Annotated in this window: 13 protein-coding genes, 1 tRNA gene and 5 pseudogenes; 13 read left to right on the forward strand and 6 right to left on the reverse strand. The window is 71.2% G+C overall.

All coding sequences use genetic code 11. The features are described 5' to 3' along the window. The first annotated feature begins 3 nt into the window (after nt 1–3). From A6P39_RS28240 to A6P39_RS28250, 3 genes and pseudogenes are all read left to right on the forward strand, one after another. Nucleotides 4–375 carry a MauE/DoxX family redox-associated membrane protein gene (locus A6P39_RS28240; RefSeq protein WP_067039374.1) on the forward strand — a complete coding sequence of 124 codons (372 nt, stop codon included), beginning with the start codon at nt 4–6 and terminating at the stop codon, nt 373–375. A gap of 73 nt (nt 376–448) precedes the next feature. Next, entirely contained in the window at nt 449–1,597 is a 1,149-nt protein-coding gene (locus tag A6P39_RS28245) for an NAD(P)/FAD-dependent oxidoreductase (RefSeq protein ID WP_067039375.1), read from the forward strand. Nucleotides 1,598–1,864: 267 nt separating this feature from the next. Then, a pseudogene (locus A6P39_RS28250) lies at nt 1,865–2,357 on the forward strand (transposase); the annotation flags it as partial. Between the two features lie 179 nt (nt 2,358–2,536). Here A6P39_RS28250 and A6P39_RS28255 read toward each other — a convergent pair. Then, nucleotides 2,537–3,367: a class I SAM-dependent methyltransferase gene (locus A6P39_RS28255; RefSeq protein WP_079133109.1), complete on the reverse strand. Its 831-nt coding sequence runs from the start codon at nt 3,365–3,367 to the stop codon at nt 2,537–2,539. Nucleotides 3,368–3,440: 73 nt separating this feature from the next. Here A6P39_RS28255 and A6P39_RS28260 point away from each other — a divergent pair, with 73 nt between their 5' ends. The 3 genes and pseudogenes from A6P39_RS28260 to A6P39_RS28270 form a co-directional block, all read left to right on the forward strand. Beyond that, on the forward strand, nt 3,441–4,049 hold the full coding sequence (locus A6P39_RS28260) for a TetR/AcrR family transcriptional regulator (protein WP_067039376.1): 609 nt from the start codon (nt 3,441–3,443) through the stop codon (nt 4,047–4,049). A 220-nt stretch (nt 4,050–4,269) separates the two neighbouring features. Further along, nucleotides 4,270–4,343, forward strand: a tRNA-Met gene (locus A6P39_RS28265). Between the two features lie 83 nt (nt 4,344–4,426). Then, nucleotides 4,427–4,848, forward strand: a pseudogene (locus A6P39_RS28270) (ISAzo13 family transposase); the annotation flags it as partial. Nucleotides 4,849–4,982: 134 nt separating this feature from the next. Here the strand turns inward: A6P39_RS28270 and A6P39_RS45565 are convergent. Continuing rightward, a pseudogene (locus A6P39_RS45565) lies at nt 4,983–5,120 on the reverse strand (hypothetical protein); the annotation flags it as partial. A 412-nt stretch (nt 5,121–5,532) separates the two neighbouring features. Here A6P39_RS45565 and A6P39_RS28275 point away from each other — a divergent pair. Both A6P39_RS28275 and A6P39_RS28280 read left to right on the forward strand, forming a co-directional pair. Then, nucleotides 5,533–6,039: a DUF3995 domain-containing protein gene (locus A6P39_RS28275; RefSeq protein ID WP_234378707.1), complete on the forward strand. Its 507-nt coding sequence runs from the start codon at nt 5,533–5,535 to the stop codon at nt 6,037–6,039. 43 nt (nt 6,040–6,082) lie between these two features. Then, nucleotides 6,083–6,629, forward strand: a pseudogene (locus tag A6P39_RS28280) (helix-turn-helix domain-containing protein); the annotation flags it as partial. A 521-nt stretch (nt 6,630–7,150) separates the two neighbouring features. Here A6P39_RS28280 and A6P39_RS28285 read toward each other — a convergent pair. Beyond that, nucleotides 7,151–7,291, reverse strand: a complete 141-nt coding sequence (locus A6P39_RS28285; RefSeq protein WP_159395925.1) for a hypothetical protein — start codon at nt 7,289–7,291, stop codon at nt 7,151–7,153. A 211-nt stretch (nt 7,292–7,502) separates the two neighbouring features. Between A6P39_RS28285 and A6P39_RS45570 the strand changes: the two are divergent. Continuing rightward, a pseudogene (locus A6P39_RS45570) lies at nt 7,503–7,940 on the forward strand (hypothetical protein). Here the strand turns inward: A6P39_RS45570 and A6P39_RS28295 are convergent. The 3 genes from A6P39_RS28295 to A6P39_RS28305 form a co-directional block, all read right to left on the reverse strand. Beyond that, nucleotides 7,895–8,329: a DUF2267 domain-containing protein gene (locus A6P39_RS28295; protein ID WP_107304206.1), complete on the reverse strand. Its 435-nt coding sequence runs from the start codon at nt 8,327–8,329 to the stop codon at nt 7,895–7,897. The pseudogene A6P39_RS45570 and the gene A6P39_RS28295 sit on opposite strands and share 46 nt — an antisense overlap. Before the next feature lie 70 nt (nt 8,330–8,399). Next, the gene (locus A6P39_RS28300) at nt 8,400–8,795 is read right to left on the reverse strand and encodes a DUF2267 domain-containing protein (RefSeq protein ID WP_275883914.1); all 396 of its coding nucleotides are present in this window, start codon (nt 8,793–8,795) and stop codon (nt 8,400–8,402) included. Between the two features lie 102 nt (nt 8,796–8,897). Beyond that, a complete protein-coding gene (locus tag A6P39_RS28305) occupies nt 8,898–9,329 on the reverse strand; it encodes an Hsp20/alpha crystallin family protein (RefSeq protein ID WP_067057306.1) in 432 nt (143 codons plus the stop codon). Nucleotides 9,330–9,455: 126 nt separating this feature from the next. Here A6P39_RS28305 and A6P39_RS28310 point away from each other — a divergent pair, with 126 nt between their 5' ends. From A6P39_RS28310 to A6P39_RS28325, 4 genes are all read left to right on the forward strand, one after another. After that, nucleotides 9,456–10,103, forward strand: a complete 648-nt coding sequence (locus A6P39_RS28310; RefSeq protein ID WP_275883915.1) for a type III effector protein — start codon at nt 9,456–9,458, stop codon at nt 10,101–10,103. Nucleotides 10,104–10,271: 168 nt separating this feature from the next. Next, nucleotides 10,272–10,850, forward strand: coding sequence for a dihydrofolate reductase family protein (locus A6P39_RS28315; protein ID WP_067052694.1), 579 nt, complete (start codon nt 10,272–10,274; stop codon nt 10,848–10,850). Beyond that, nucleotides 10,850–11,806, forward strand: coding sequence for a GNAT family N-acetyltransferase (locus tag A6P39_RS28320; protein ID WP_067052691.1), 957 nt, complete (start codon nt 10,850–10,852; stop codon nt 11,804–11,806). The genes A6P39_RS28315 and A6P39_RS28320 overlap by 1 nt, the downstream gene beginning before the upstream one ends. 101 nt (nt 11,807–11,907) lie before the next feature. After that, complete coding sequence (locus A6P39_RS28325) at nt 11,908–14,664, forward strand: helix-turn-helix transcriptional regulator (protein WP_067052703.1); 2,757 nt, start codon at nt 11,908–11,910, stop codon at nt 14,662–14,664. Nucleotides 14,665–14,747: the final 83 nt, after the last annotated feature.

The following is a 14,747-nucleotide window of genomic DNA, read 5'->3' on the forward strand; positions in this document are numbered from 1 at the left end:
GCCATGCACGCTATCGCTGCCATCGGGTTGGCCGTGTTCATGGCGGTAACGGGCGTCATGCACTTTCTGGCTCCCGAATACTTCCGCACGCTGGTACCCGCATGGCTTGGCAGGGAGCGGCTCCTCGTGGCCGTCACCGGGGCCGCGGAGGTCGTCGTGGGTGTGCTGGTGCTGGTTGCGCGCAGCAGACCGGTCGGAGGCTGGATTGCCGCCTTCCTGATCACCTGCTACCAGGTGTCCCACGTTGACGCGGTGCGACATGCGCGGCCCGACCGGCCCCGGTTGCTGGAGCGGCCGGCCGGCGCCGCGGCTCGACTGGCGGTGAACGTCCTGTACATCGTCTGGGCCGTCGTCGTGGCCAGATCCGCGGCCTGACCCCGATGCCTGGCGCCCCGAATGCCCCGGACGGCGCCGAGACCACCCGTAGTCACAGAGGAAGCTACATTCTATGAGTCACCGCATCGTCGTCCTGGGCGCCGGTTACGCCGGTCTGTCGGCAGCCAAGCGCCTCGCCCGCAACCTGCGCCGCAACGACGTCACCGTCACGCTGGTCAATGCCTCGGACCGGTTCGTGGAACGCGTCCGGCTCCATCAACTCGCCGCAGGGCAGCGACTGGCGGTACTGCCGTTGCGTCAACAGCTCAGCGGCACACCGGTCCGACTGGTCGTCGGTCGTGTGACCGCGATCGATACCACCGCCCGGACCGTGTGCATGGGCGACGAGCAACGAGTGATGGTCTACGACACTCTGGTGTACGCGGCGGGCAGCCAGGCACGGCTCGACGAGGTGCCGGGAGCAGCCGAACACGCCCACGCCGTCGCCAGCCCCGAGCAGGCGACCCGGTTGCGGCACCGGATTGCCGAGATCGAGTCCGGCGGCACGGTCGCCGTGGTCGGCGCAGGACTTACCGGGCTGGAAACCGCCTCGGAACTGGCCGAGAGTCATCCCGGGCTGCACGTCCGGCTGTTCACCGATGCCGATGACGTCGGATCCCGGCTGGCCCCGCGAGGCCGGACCCATCTGCGGCGCGCTCTCGACCGGCTGGGCGTCTCGATTCATCCCAAGACCGTCGTCATGTCCGTACGGGACAACGGCGTGGACACCCTCGATGGCAGGGCGTTCGCCGCCGACGCCGTCGTATGGAGCACCGGGTTCCGTGTGCCGGACCTGGCTCGCGAAGCAGGGTTCGCCACGGATGACGGTGGCCGGATACTCGTTGACGCCACCCTGCGCTCGGTCTCGCATCCCGAGGTGTACGCCGTCGGCGACGCCGCCGCAGGAGCATCGGTGAGCGGAGAACCAAGTCGAATGTCCTGCCAGGCAGCACTGCCCATGGGCCGTGGCGTGGCCGATGTCGTCGCGGCTCGGTTGACGGGCCGGGAATCGGGGCCGGTCCGGATCGGCTACGTCTTCACCAACATCAGCCTGGGCCGGCGCGACGGTGTCGTGCAGTTCACCCGTGCCGACGACCGCCCGCGCAGGTTCGTCCTGACAGGCCGCGCTGCGGCAGCGTTCAAGGAGGCGGTTGTGCGCAGCACGGTACGTTCCGGGCTGCGCGGCGAGAAGCACCGGTCAACACGTGGGGGTCAGCCCTGACGGGAAGAGACGTACCTTCCTGGTGGATCGATCGACAGGTCGTTGAGTAAGACGGAGGTTGCGGTGTCGGTGGCGAAGGCAAACCCGTGCTTGCGGTATGCGACGAGGACGCCGGCACGCCAAGCGGCATCTGACTGCCGGATGAGATCGCCCGAGGGAGCGGGCGGCGGATGTTCGAGTCGTGGGCCGACCCGCTGCGCGACTGTGACCGCCGGGGCATGGAGCCCGCACCCTCGCGGTCTACAACGGAGTCCCGGGCTTCCGAGGGTTCCAGGCCGAGGTCGTGTCCGCCACTCGCGGACAAAGGTGCTGGTTCGCAAAACGGCGCGGCCTGGCTCACGCACCCGGCTGCGCCACCGGCTGCGCACCCATCCCGCGGACAAGGGCATGCGCCGCAGCATGGGCGAGCGAGATTTCATCGCGCTGATCGACGGCGCCCACCAACTCGTCAAGGCGCCGATCGTGCTGGTGTGGGACCGGCTGAACGCCCATGTCTTCCGCGCGATGCGGGACTTGATCGCTGGGCGTGAGTGGCTGACAGTGTTCCTGCTGCCCCCCCTACTCGCCCGACCTCAACCCGGTCGAGGGCGTGTGGGCGCACGTCAAACAGAGTCTGGCCAACCTCGCCGCCGTCGCCCTCGACTGCCTGGAGACGCTCGTCCGCAACCGGCTCAAACGTCTCCAGTACCGGCCCGGCACCCTCGATGGCTTCATCGCTGGAACCGGCCTCGACCTCGGTGAACGGACGGCATCACCTTGATCAGCCGAAGTCAGTAGCAGCGGGCCGATGGGTGATCTTTAGCAATCGCGTGGCTCGCCGGGACGGACCGATGGACTGAGGTCCGGTGTAAGGAGCCGGAGAACCTGCCCCGCCTCTTTGGGGGCGTCGCCGAGCGCATGAGTCTGCTCGTGCCCGGCGACGCCCGACGTTTGCGGCGATCAGGCCGGTTCGGAGCGGGTCGAGGTGATCACGACGGATGTGTAGGGCATGGTGGCGTGGCCGCCGAGCTTGTCGATCGCGGTCCCGGCGCTGTCCAGGACCTCGGCCATTTTGTCTGCGGGGAGTTGGGTGAGGCCGCCGAAGGTGGGGAGCTGGTCGAGCCACTCTTCTCGAGAGTAGGTGCGTTCCCAGGCGAAGCGCCATTGTTCGGGCTCGCTGAAGCTGCCGGCCTGCCGGATCCCGTCGGCGATCTTCGCGAACAGCGGCTGGTATGCGTCCACGGCCGATCCTCTCAGCAGGCCGGGGTTGAACGGGGAGTCGGGGGCGACCCGTTGGAGTGCTTCGGCGAGGGCGTCGATCACCTCGGCCGGGAGCTGGGGGACGTGGTGGAAGGGGGCGAGTCGGCCGCCGGGCCGGAGCACCTGGGCCGCCTTGGCCGCGCCGGCGACGGGGTCCACCCAGTGCCAGGCGGTGCCGGCGATGACCGCGTCGAACTGCCGCCCGGCCGGCTGCCAGTCCTCGAACCTGGCGACCTCGACCTTGACACGGCTGCGTCGCGCGAAGGCGGCCATCCGCTCGTCGGGTTCGACACCGAGCACCGTGCAGCCGGCTGCCTGGAATTGCCGGGCCTCGATGCCGGTCCCGGCTCCGACGTCGAGGACGTGCCGACCGGGGCTTGCCGCGACGATCCTGTCCACCAGGGCCTTAGGGTACGGCGGTCGGGCGCGGTCGTAGCGTTCGGCGTCCGCGCCGAACGACTCGGCCGTCTGCCGGTGGCGGTGGGGCTCGGGCCCGGACTTGTCCGGCTGTCCCTGCGATAAAGTGGGCATGCGCCCACACTAATGGGCGGTTGCCCACTTGTTAAGGCGGGGCAGCGCGGAAAGGGAGACAATGCCGTCAGGGGTGCACATCCACAATGTGCGCGGCCAGTTGTTCGAAGCCGCCGAGCGCGTCCTGCTTCGGGACGGGCCCGACGCGTTGACCAGCCGGGCGGTCACGGAGGAGGCGAGCTGCGCCAAGGGGGTGCTCCACCGGCACTTCACCGACTTCGACGCTTTCCTGGCGGAACTGATCCTCGACCGCGTCCGCGGCATCGAGGACCGGACCACGACTCTGCGCGCGGCCGCCGGCACCGGGAGCGTGGTGGACAACCTCGCTGACGCGCTGCAGGACCTGTTCGGGCCGGTCACGGTGGCAATCGTCGCGCTCATCACCTTCCGCGACGGCCTCCGCGCCCGGCTGCGCGAGGCCGGTCTGACCGGTATCCCCCTGGCCATGCAGGGCACCGCCATGGTCGCCGCATATCTCACTGCCGAGCGGGAGTCGGGGCGCCTGGCCGGTGATGCCGACATCGACACACTCGCCCCCACCCTCGTCGGGGCCGGGCACCTGCTGTTCGCCGACCGGACAAGTGCCCCGCCGCAGACCGCCGCCGTCCGCAAGATGGTGACCACCGTCATCGCCGGCGCCTTGCCACCACCCCAGTCGCAGGTCGGGCCACCGGTCGGGTGACCGGAGGATCGCGCTGCGTCCAAGAGGCGAAGAGGCCGGATGGCGGAGAAGCTCCCGGGACTCACCGCCACCGACCACAGGTGCTGCTAACGCCACCCGGGAGATTGCTAGCCGACTGCTGGAGATCGACCGACGCTGCTAACGCGGACCCGGAACCTACATTGTGAACGGCCCGGAGCGGAAGCGTGCCGGACAGGTGCTGTAGAGTCCACCGTGCCGACGCGGGGTGGAGCAGCTCGGTAGCTCGCTGGGCTCATAACCCAGAGGTCGCAGGTTCAAATCCTGTCCCCGCTACGAGAGCGAAGGCCCGGATCGACTGTCGATTCGGGCCTTCGCTGTTTCCCGAGGTGGTCGGCGGGGGGTGCGTGTAGCGGCTTCCGTACCCTGCCGTCCCAGCACCCCGGACTCCGCAAAAGCCGGCCCCGGAGTGGGACCAGGCTCTGCTGTCCGATCCCTCCCTGACCGGCATAACTCGGCAGCAACTGAGCGAACTCACCGACATCTTGGCCGTCGATGGCGACGTCAAGCGCGCACGCCCGCCCCGACTCGCCTTCCCCGACCAGGTCCTGGTGGCCGTCCTTCACCTGCGGGTCGCCCTGGCCGCGGAACCCCTCGGCGTGCTGTTCGACAGCAGTCGCACCGCCACGCACCGCACCCTGCTCAAGATCAGGACACTGCTGAAGGTGCACAGCATCGTCATCTCACCGGCAGCCACCCCGCCCTCCGCCCTCACAGCCCTTCAGGCTCGGGTTCAAGCCCTGAGTGGGACCCCAGCAGCGTGATCAAAACAACGTGTTAATGATCTGTGTCCGATGCGGCTGGAGCTCGCGCCGCTGGGGCTCGGTGACCAGCGAGACGAAGAGTGTGTCTTCACAGCGCGCGCCGAGGCTGCGAAGACCTACCTTGTGCTTTACCGTCGCCTGTCCTCGCCCCTCAGCGCCTCTGGCGCCGGAAGTCCCACCACTTGTTTCCGCAGTCCTTGCACTGCCAGTAGTCGCCGCGGGCTCCATGCGAACCCGACGTATTCGAACTCCCACACTTAGGACACCTCATCGGCCCTCCCGGATGCCGTGTCCAGCCAAGGTACGCACCTTGCCCTGGAGTTCACGATCCCGCGCAGCCCACCGACATCAAGCCTGCGCCCGACATCAACCCGCAGAAGATTCCGCAAGATACGTCTTCAATCCGCAAGGTTCACCTTCGCAGGACAATCTGGAAGCCCTTTAAGGGCTGTCCCGTAACTGATCTTTGGTGTTGCTAGTTCCGAGTCAGTCGGACCGCTTGCAGCTCGGGTAGCGACAGGTAGCTCTCGTGGGGGAGGCGGGTCCTCCGCGCGGATGACGCACGTCGTCACGGTTCGGACCATGATCGAACCATGCCAACAATGCGTTCCTCGGACGACGCAGTGCGCCCTGTCCCGCGCCAGGCAGTCCGCCTCCACCTGAGCAAATGGCCTGGATGCGCTGCTGCAGCGTGGGGGTTCTTGTTCGCGGTACCCAGTTTCGTCTGGGCGACGGGCGATACCTTCGGCGCGCAGTCGACGGTATCGCCGTCGTTGGTGAAGCTTGCTCGCGATGGAGTGCCATGGTTCCTGACCGTCCTGGTGGTAACTGGCTTCCTGAAGCTCTTCGGGGCACTGGTCGGCATCGGCCTGACGCGACTGCGAGGCTCGCGGATCAGCCGGCTCATGGTGTTCTGCGGCGGTGGTGCGGCGACCCTGCTCACCTGGCATGGCGGCCTCTTCGTCGTCCACGGCGTGCTGGTCGAGGCGGGGGCCGTCTCTGTTGAGCCAGATCTGGCTGGACTGACCGGTTGGTACCTCTACTTGTGGGGGCCGTGGTTCATCGTCGGTGGTCTGGCCTTCGCGGGGGCCACCGCGCAGTACGTCCGCCAACACGATGATCGGCGCAAGATGCGCCTCTACGGCGCCGTGGGCGTACTCGGTGCACTGGTCCTGTCCCTGGCCTCGACGGCTACCGGGATCGGGTGAGAGCTGGAACGTATCTGCTGGTCACGGGTGAGATGATCTCGCAGTGGCTGGTGTGATCACGGCGTCGGAGCCGTCCTGGATAACCCCGTTCACAGGGCTCAGCCCGCGCCAGTTTCGCAAGCTGGTGACCGTGCTGCGGCACGGGGAAGCCGGCAAGGTGCGCCCGGGGCGGCCCTGGGGTCTCTCCGTGGAGGACCGGCTGCTGCTCTTCGCGGCCTACTGGCGGACGAACTTGACGCTGCGCCAGATCGCTCCATTGTTCGGTGTCTCCAAGTCGGCTGCGGACCGCGTCATCAACCACCTCGGCCCACGGCTCGCGCTCCACCCCCGCCGACGGTTCCGGAAGGAACACTGTGCTCATCGTGGAGGGCACCCTGGTGCCCACCCGTGATCACACGGTTGCCGAGCAGTCGAAGAACTACCGCTACTCCACCAACCACCAGGTCGTCAGCGACGCCGACAGCCGTCTCGTCGTCGCCGTCGGCGAGCCAGTCCCTGGCAACCGTAACGACTGTAAGGCGTGGGAGGAATCCGGTGCGAAGGCTGCCGTCGGAAAGACCATGACGATCGCCGACGGCGGTTGTCCGGGTCTTCGAAGTTGAGCGGTGTGCTGGTTCGGGCTTGTTGACATGGCGTCACGCTTCGTGTTGGGTCGGGCGGCTTGGCCCTGGACGCAAGGTGCCCGTGGCCCGCGCCCACCTTGTAGCGCCCTTTCCGAGCAGGGGAGACGGCTGCTGAGCCGGCCGGGCGTGTCCATCCGGGACGGTGTCGGGACGCGGTTGGGACGCAAGGATAGGAACAGACTGACAAGGCTCGGGAAGCCCCGGCACTGCTCACCGGCTCTGAACTGCGAAACGCCCAGGATGAGCGTTGATCGACAAGGGCCGCCAAGATCCCCGAAGGACTCATAATCCGTCGGCCGTGGGTTCGAGTCCCACCCGCCCCACCAGCGCAGGTCTGTGCAGAATCGATATGACCTGCGAGTACACGAGTACGGTGGCCGCCACACCGCAGCGGTGGCCACCGCTCACCCGCTCAGCTCAAGATCCGGCCCCCGGCGAGGCCGGCGGCCCGCACGGTGGCGTCGGGCGAGGCCCTGTCCGACGGGGCGTCAGGCCGCTGACCCCGTGTCGGACTTCTGTCCGGGCAGGGCCGCGCGGATCCCGGACAGGAGCCGCGCCACACCCTCCCGCTCGTTCTCCGGCAGGACGAGACCGGCGACGGCCGGCACCTCGGGGTGGGCGTTCGCCATCGGCCGTGGCAGGCCCCGCGGCCGGCCCCGCGACCCGCAGCATCGGCAGGTCGTCGGGCATATCGCCGGGCATGTCGCCCACGGCGGCGGTGGCCGCGAGCGGTATCCCGTAGCGGCCGGCCAGGCGGCGCAGCGAGGCCTCGCCGGGCCGTACGAGCGCCTCCTCGGGCCGTGCGGCCCGGCAGGCGGGCGTGCACGGCCGGCACCTCGACTGGCGGGTGCTCGGCCAGTACCTCGGCCGGCGGGTCCTCGGGCGGCACCGGCAGCGCGGCGTCCGGCACCGCCCCGTGCGGCCGGCGGCCGGGCGCCGGCTCGGCGAAACCCGGCTCCGGATGCAGGCCCCGCACACAGTCCACGCCGAGCGCCACACCGGGCACCCGCTCTGGCGCGCGCCGCAGCAGCGTCGCGGCCTCGCCGGCACCCGTCCCGTCGGCAATCTCGATGACGACGACTACCCCGCGAACTCGTCGACCAGGGCACTCCCGTCGAGGCCGCCTGCCGCATCGTCATCCTCGAAGACCAGCTCGAAGATGCCCGGGGCATCAACGAGCAACTGCGCGCTCAGAGCGGCGAGTCACGGCATCAAGGCTTCGAGGCGCGTGTTCAGGCTGCCTGGGTGAGTTCGGCGCGGCCGAACAACAGCGCGTAGCCGGTGGGGAGTTGGCGCAGGATGCGGGTGAGTAGTTCGGGGCCGGCCGAGGCGGCGACGGCGGCGAGGACGGAGCCGGTGTCCCAGCGGGTGGTGGCCAGGCTGGCGCCGCTGCGGGCGGCGAGGTCCTTGACGAAGGCCCAGCCGGTCAGCGGCTGGGTGTCGGGGATCTGTTCGGCGAGGATGCGTGCGGCCTCCCGGGGCAGGCGTGCGGCCAGTTCGACGCGTTCCTCGCCGGTCAGCTGGCGTCCGAGTCCGGAAACGACGAGACGTACGGCTTCCTCGGCCTGTTCCCGGGTGGGGTAGGCGCCTTCGTGGCGGACCTTGTCCAGCATCTGCTCGAATGTCATCACGGGCAGGTGCTCAAGCGATGCACGCCGGTCGGACATCACTTCGGTGGTTCCCTTTCTCTTGCCGGGGTGCCGGCCGCATGGGTGTGCGGCCGGCGGGTTGGGGTGGTCAGGTGGGCTGGGGGTGGCCGAAGAGCAGGTCGTAGCCTGCGGGGAGCTGGAGCAGGATGCGCCCCAGGAGGTCGTCACCGGCGGCGTCGGCGACGGTGCTGAGGACGGCGCTGACGTCCCAGGCCGCGGTCTGCTCGGTGGCGCCCTCGATCCAGGCTGCCGTCGCCCGCACGAACCGCTCCGGTGGCAGCGGTTCGGCGCTTTGCAGCGGATTGAGCAGGATCTGGGCGAGGCCCTCCGGCAGGCGTGCCGCCAGCTGGGCGCGTACCTCGCCGACCAGGTGCGCGCCGAGCAGGGCGAGGACCACGCGAGCCGCGCGTTCTGCTTCCTGCTCACTGTTGTACTCGCCGCGTTCCTTGACCTGGTCGAGGAACGTTTCGATGTGCAGGGTCACGTCGGCCGCCGCCCTTCTTCGGCTTTTGTGCTGCGGTGTGTGCGGAGGGCGGGAGTGGGGGATGCCCGCCCTCCGCTGCTGATCGGCCTCTGTCGCCTGCGGTCAGCCGGAGATCTCCTTGCGGCCGGATCCGAGGCCGATGGAGATCTTGCGGGGCTTGGCGCGCTCGGCGATCGGGATGCGCAGGGTGAGCACTCCGGCGTCGTAGTCGGCCGTGATGTGCTCGGTGTCGAGGGTGTCGGCGAGCACGATCTGGCGGGAGAAGACGCCCAGGGGCCGCTCGGAGAGTTCCATCTGCACGTCGTCGCCCTTGGCGACGGGGCGGCGCTCGGCCTTGACGGTCAGCATGTTCCGCTCGACGTCGATGTCGATCGCCTCGGGGCTGACGCCCGGCAGGTCGAAGGCCACCACGTACTGGTCACCTTCGCGGTAGGCGTCCATCGCCATCGCGGACGGCCGTGACCAGGTGCCCGGACCCATCATCTGCTGAGCCAGCCGGTCGAGTTCACGGAAGGGATCGGTGCGCATCAACATCGTGAAACACCTCCAGAAGGTTCGGGCAGTTGCTGCCAATGCGCCTCACTGAACCGTTGTAACATGTCATCCAATGGATGACAAACATGATGTCATCGAACGGACGACACGCTGAAGGGGGTGCCCATGGCAGCAGCCGACCACCCGGCCTCTTCCAGCACCGGCGGCCGCAGCCCGGCCTCGTTCCTCGCCGCCGCCGCGGCCCTGCACGCCATAGACGACGCTCTGCACGCTGCCCGGCAAGAGACCCGCGACGCCCCGGACGCCGGCCCCGACCCGGAGCAGGCCCTGGCCTCACTGCTGCTGCTGCGGCAGATTCGCGAGCAGCTCGCCGGCTGGGAGACCGGCCTGATCGAAACCGCCCGCGACGCGGGAGCCAGCTGGGCCGACCTCGCCCACCCGCTCGGCGTCGCCAGCCGCCAGGCCGCCGAACGCCGCTACCTGCGAGGCCGGCCCGGCCCCATCGGCGCCACCGGCGAACAACGCGTCCAGGCCACCCGCGAACGCCGCGCCGCCGACCGCGCCCTCACCGCCTGGGCCCGGAACAACGCCGCCGACCTGCGCCGCATCGCCGGCCAGATCACCGCCCTCACCCAGCTCCCCGCCGCCGCCCGCGGCCCCGTCAGCCAGCTCGACGCGGCCCTCGCCCAGGACGACCCCGCCGCCCTCGTCCGCCCGCTGAACGCCACTCGCCCCTACCTGACCCACCTCCACCCCGACCTCGCCGCCCGACTCGACGCCCTCACCGAGACCGCCTCCGCCGCCTCCGACTGACCCGGTGCTTCCTCGGCCGGCCGGCTGCGGCACGCCGGCTCCGCACTTCGGGCCGGCACATTGGGTCGCTGTGACCGATGCCCGGGAAGGCGGCCGCGGCCTAGGTTCGGGTCGTCCTCGTCGGTCGTCCAGGGCCCGACGGTCACCCACCGAAACGAAAGGCCGCCCATGCGCCGGCTCACCTACTACATCGGCTGCAGCCTCGACGGTTTCATCGCCGGACCGGACGGGGAGACCGATTCGTCCGGATTCGACGGCGATCTCAAGGACGCGATCCTCAGCGAGTACCCCGAGACGATCCCCACCCACGCCCGCGAGGCCCTCGGGCTCACCGGCGTGCCCAACAAGGTCTTCGACACCATCCTCATGGGCCGCGCCACCTACGAACCCGCCTTGCGGATCGGGGTCACCAGTCCCTATGCGCACCTGCGGCAGTACGTCTTCTCCTCCACACTGTCCCCGACCGATCCCGAGGTGGAGGTGGTGTCGGGGGACCCGGTGGAGTTCGTCCGCGGCCTCAAGCGGCAGCCGGGCGCGGGCATCTGGCTGTGCGGCGGGGCCGGCCTCGCCGGGCAGTTGCTGGGCGAGATCGACGAACTGGTGGTGAAGCGCTACCCGGTGGTGCACGGCAGCGGCATCCCGCTGTTCCGCGCCCCGTTCGCCCCCGCCGACTGGCAGCTCTGCGACTCCAGGGTCTTCCTCACCGGCACCACCTTGACCAGCTACGTCCGGCACCAGGCGCACTGATGCTGTTTCGACCCACGACCGGGGCCGAGGTCGACCGCGTCGCCGCGGTGACAGTCCCCGAGCCCGTCGGCTGGATCGGCGCCGACCGCTACCGGGACGAGTTCGGGAAGGGGATGTACCGGCCGGAGTGGACCTGGATCGCCGAGGACGACGACGGACGGCTGCAGGCCCGTGCCCTGTGGTGGGGCCGGGCGGACAGCGCCCACCCGGTCGCCTTGGACTGCCTGCACGTCGACCCGGCGGCGGGGGACCGGGCCCAGGTGGCGACCGGGCTGCTCACCGCCGGGCTGCGGGCGTTCGCCGCCGCGGGCGCGCCGAAGCCGCCGCTGTACAACCTGACGCTGCCGGTCGGCTGGCGCGACGACCCGGTGGCGGCGGCATCAGTGGCCTGGCGCCGGTCCGCCGCACGGGCCGCCGGCCTCAGTCACGAGGTGGAGCGGCTGCGGCTGGAGTGGGCGGTCGGCGATGTGCCGCCGAGGGGCGGGAACCGGCTCACCTTCGCCCCCGCGTCGGACGAGGAGTTCCTCGCGGTGTTCCGCCGGATCGCGGTCGGCAGCCTGGACGACGAGACCCGCCGGAACGTCGCCGCGCTGGGCGTCGAGGCGGCCGCCCGAGAGGAGCTGAAGTTCTATCTCGGCTGCCCGGGCGAGCGGGAGTGGTGGCGGCTTGCGTACGGTCCCGACGGGCGGCTCGCCGGCCTGGCGATCCCCTCCGCAACGCCGTACGCCCGGAACGTCGGATTCCTCGGCGTACTGCCCGAGTTCCGCGGCCGCGGCTATGTGGACGACCTGCTGGCCGAGGTCACCCGGAGCCACGCGCAGGCGGGCGCCGAACTGATCACCGCCACCACCGACACCGGGAACGCCCCGATGGCGGCCGCATTCGCCCGGGCCGGCTACCGGACCACGGAGATCCGGATGATCTGGTCGGCGCCGGTGGCCGAGCGGGAGCCGTAGACGCAGCGCCGCCGCCCCCGGCTCCGTCCCGCCCGGTCCGCGTACAGTGATGATCAACGAGGCCCGTGGGCGGCCGGGCCGGCGGATCCGGGGGCGCACGGATGCAGGGACGCGACGAGGAGCTGCGGCGGATCGAGCTGCTGCTCGCCGGCGCCCGGTGCGGTGAGAGCGGCGCCTTACTGCTGCACGGCGAGGCCGGCATAGGCAAGACCGCGCTCCTCGAGCACGCCGCCGCCCGTGCGGACGGCCTGCGGGTGCTGCGTGTCGAGGGCATCGAGTCCGAGATGGAGCTGGGCTTCAGCGGGCTGCACCAGTTCTTCCTGCCGGTCCTGCACATGCTCGACCGGCTGCCCGGCCCACAGGCCCAGGCGCTGCGTTCCGTCTTCGGCCTCGTCGACGCGCCGGTGCAGGACCGGCTGACCGTCGCCCTCGCCGCGCTGTCCGTCCTCGCCGAGGCCGCCGCCGACACGCCCCTGCTCTGCCTGGTCGACGACCTGCAGTGGCTCGACCAGCCGTCCGCCGACGTGCTGACGTTCGCCGCGCGCAGGCTGCGCGCCGAGGGCGTCGTGATGCTCTTCGCCGCCCGCGGCGACTCGCCCGGAAGCACGGCGCGGGCGCTACCCCGGCTCCACGTCACCGGCATCGACCGGACGGCGGCCGCGGCGCTGCTGCCCGGGCTCGCGCCCCACGTCGCCGAACGGGTCATCGACCAGGCGCGAGGCAACCCGCTGGCGCTGCGGGAGCTGTCCGCAGCGCTCACCCCGGCACAGCGGTCCGGTCAACTGGGGCCGCTGGCCATGCCGGACGGCCCTCCGGCACTGCCGAGCCGGCTGCAGGAGGCGCTCGCTGAGCAGATCCACCACCTGCCCCACGCCACCCGTCGGATCCTTGCGGTGGCCGCCGCGGACGACACCGGCGACCTGAACACGGTCCTGGCGGCGGCCGCCCGGCTCGGGGGAGCGGTCGAGGATCTGGCGCCCGCCGAGCGGGCCGGGCTGCTGGCCGTGTCCCGCGCGGGGCTGCGCTTCCGGCATCCTCTGGTCCGGTTCGCCGCCTACCGGGGGGCGCCGCTCGCGGAGCGGATCGCGGCGCACCGGGCGTTGGCCAAGACGCTGGACGGCGCCGGGCAGGCGCACCGCCGGGCCTGGCACCTGGCCGCGGCGGCGACCGGGCCGGACGAGCGGGTGGCTGCGGAGCTGGAGCGGGTCGCCGAATGGGCGGGCAGCCGGCAGGCGATGGCGTCGGCCTCCGCCGCCTACGAGCGGGCCGCACAGCTCACCTCGGACCCGGCGCTGCGGGCGAGGCGCCTGATCGGCGCGGCGCAGCGGGCCAGCGAGGCCGGACAGGACGAGCGTTGCGCCGCCCTCGCCGGCCAAGTGCCACAGCCGCTGCGGGATGTCGGCATGGCGGCGGACTTCGCCCGCCTGCGGGCCGTGGTCGAACTCGGCTTCGGCAGCCCGGCGCAGGCCGCCCGGTTACTCGCCGAGAGCGCGGACGCGACCGCGGCGCAGCGCCCCGACAAGATCCCCGTGCTGCTGACAGACGCGCTGCACGCGGCGTTCGCCGCAGGGGACGCGACACTGATCACCCAGATCGCGGCCCGCTCGCCGGACCTGCCGGTCCTCGCGGTGCCGGCGTACCTCTTCGCCGACGCCGCGGCGGCGGGCCCGCGCAAGGACGGCCGGGCGGCCACCGATGGCGTACCCACGGTCCCCGACGTCGGCGCAGTACGCGGCGCGCAGCGGCCGCTGCGCGAGCTGGTGGCCGCCTGCGGCCGCGCCCGAGCCGACCTGATGGACCAGCTGATGACCGGGCACTACTGCCACCTGCTCGCCGACCACGGGGCTGCGCACCAGGTCGCCACCGCCGCCGTGGTGCACTGCCGCGACCGCGGCGTCGGCGGCTGGCTGCCCACCACTTTGCACCTGCTCGCCCAGGTGGAACTCGCGCTCGGCCGGCGCGGCGACGCCCTGGCGCATGCCACCGAGGCGCTCCGGCTCGCCGACTACTACGACCTCGACCACCGGGTCGCCCATCTGCGCGCCCTGCTCGCCGTACTGGCCGCGGCCCGTGGTGAGCAGGACCACACGCGCGAACTCGCCGACCGCGCCCTGGAGTACACCCGCCCGCGCGGCGTCGGCCGGGGCACCTCCGACGCGCTCTGGGCGCTGGGCCTGCTCGACCTCGGTTCTGGGCAGGCCCAGCGGGCGCTGGACCGGCTGGAGGCCGCACGGGAGGCGGCCGGTCACCCGCTGCTGGCCCGTCACCTGCTGCCCGACCTGGTCGAGGCCGCCGTGCGGGCCGGCCACCCGGAGCGGGCGAAGGCGCCCGCGGAGGCTCTCGCGGCCTGCGCGGACGCCCTCGGGCAAGCCGCGGTCAGCGCGCAGTCCCGCCGCTGCACGGCCCTGACCGCACCGACTCCCCGGGCCGAGGAACACTACCTCGCCGCCCTCGGCCTGCATCCGGCCGACGACAGCTTCGAGCGAGCCCGCACCGAACTGCTCTACGGCGAGTGGCTGCGCCGACAGCGCCGCAAACTCGACGCGCGCGACCGGCTGCACGCCGCGCTCGAGCACTTCGACCGGGTGGGCGCGCAGCCATGGTCGCGGCGTGCCCGGACCGAGCTGCGTGCGGCGGGCGAGCACCACGACCCGGCGCTCGCCGCGGACTCGCCGCTCGCACGGCTGAGTCCGCAGGAGCGCGAGGTCGTGCGACTCGCCGCGACCGGTGCGACCAACCGGGAGATCGCCACCCAACTGCTGCTGAGCCCGCGCACGGTGGGGCACCACCTCTACCGGGCCTTCCCCAAGCTCGGCATCGGCTCCCGCACCCAACTCGCCGACCTGCTCGGCGGGTAGTCCGCCCGTCTCTTCCCTGAACCCGCCGACGAGTTGGCCGGATCATGCTTGAAGTACGCGTGTCATGGGCACGCACCTGCTAC

Origin of the sequence: Streptomyces sp. FXJ1.172, from assembly GCF_001636945.3 — a bacterium.
Classification (GTDB): domain Bacteria; phylum Actinomycetota; class Actinomycetes; order Streptomycetales; family Streptomycetaceae; genus Streptomyces.

Bases quoted from the DNA above. Each gene is read 5' to 3' on its own strand.
- A6P39_RS28240 (WP_067039374.1), top strand. From the start codon at position 4: ATGCACGCTATCGCTGCCATCGGGTTGGCCGTGTTCATGGCGGTAACG.
- A6P39_RS28245 (WP_067039375.1), top strand. From the start codon at position 449: ATGAGTCACCGCATCGTCGTCCTGGGCGCCGGTTACGCCGGTCTGTCG.
- A6P39_RS28255 (WP_079133109.1), bottom strand. From the start codon at position 3,367: ATGCCCACTTTATCGCAGGGACAGCCGGACAAGTCCGGGCCCGAGCCC.
- A6P39_RS28285 (WP_159395925.1), bottom strand. From the start codon at position 7,291: ATGGCGAACGCCCACCCCGAGGTGCCGGCCGTCGCCGGTCTCGTCCTG.
- A6P39_RS28295 (WP_107304206.1), bottom strand. From the start codon at position 8,329: ATGTCCGACCGGCGTGCATCGCTTGAGCACCTGCCCGTGATGACATTC.
- A6P39_RS28305 (WP_067057306.1), bottom strand. From the start codon at position 9,329: ATGTTGATGCGCACCGATCCCTTCCGTGAACTCGACCGGCTGGCTCAG.
- A6P39_RS28310 (WP_275883915.1), top strand. From the start codon at position 9,456: ATGGCAGCAGCCGACCACCCGGCCTCTTCCAGCACCGGCGGCCGCAGC.
- A6P39_RS28315 (WP_067052694.1), top strand. From the start codon at position 10,272: ATGCGCCGGCTCACCTACTACATCGGCTGCAGCCTCGACGGTTTCATC.
- A6P39_RS28320 (WP_067052691.1), top strand. From the start codon at position 10,850: ATGCTGTTTCGACCCACGACCGGGGCCGAGGTCGACCGCGTCGCCGCG.
- A6P39_RS28325 (WP_067052703.1), top strand. From the start codon at position 11,908: ATGCAGGGACGCGACGAGGAGCTGCGGCGGATCGAGCTGCTGCTCGCC.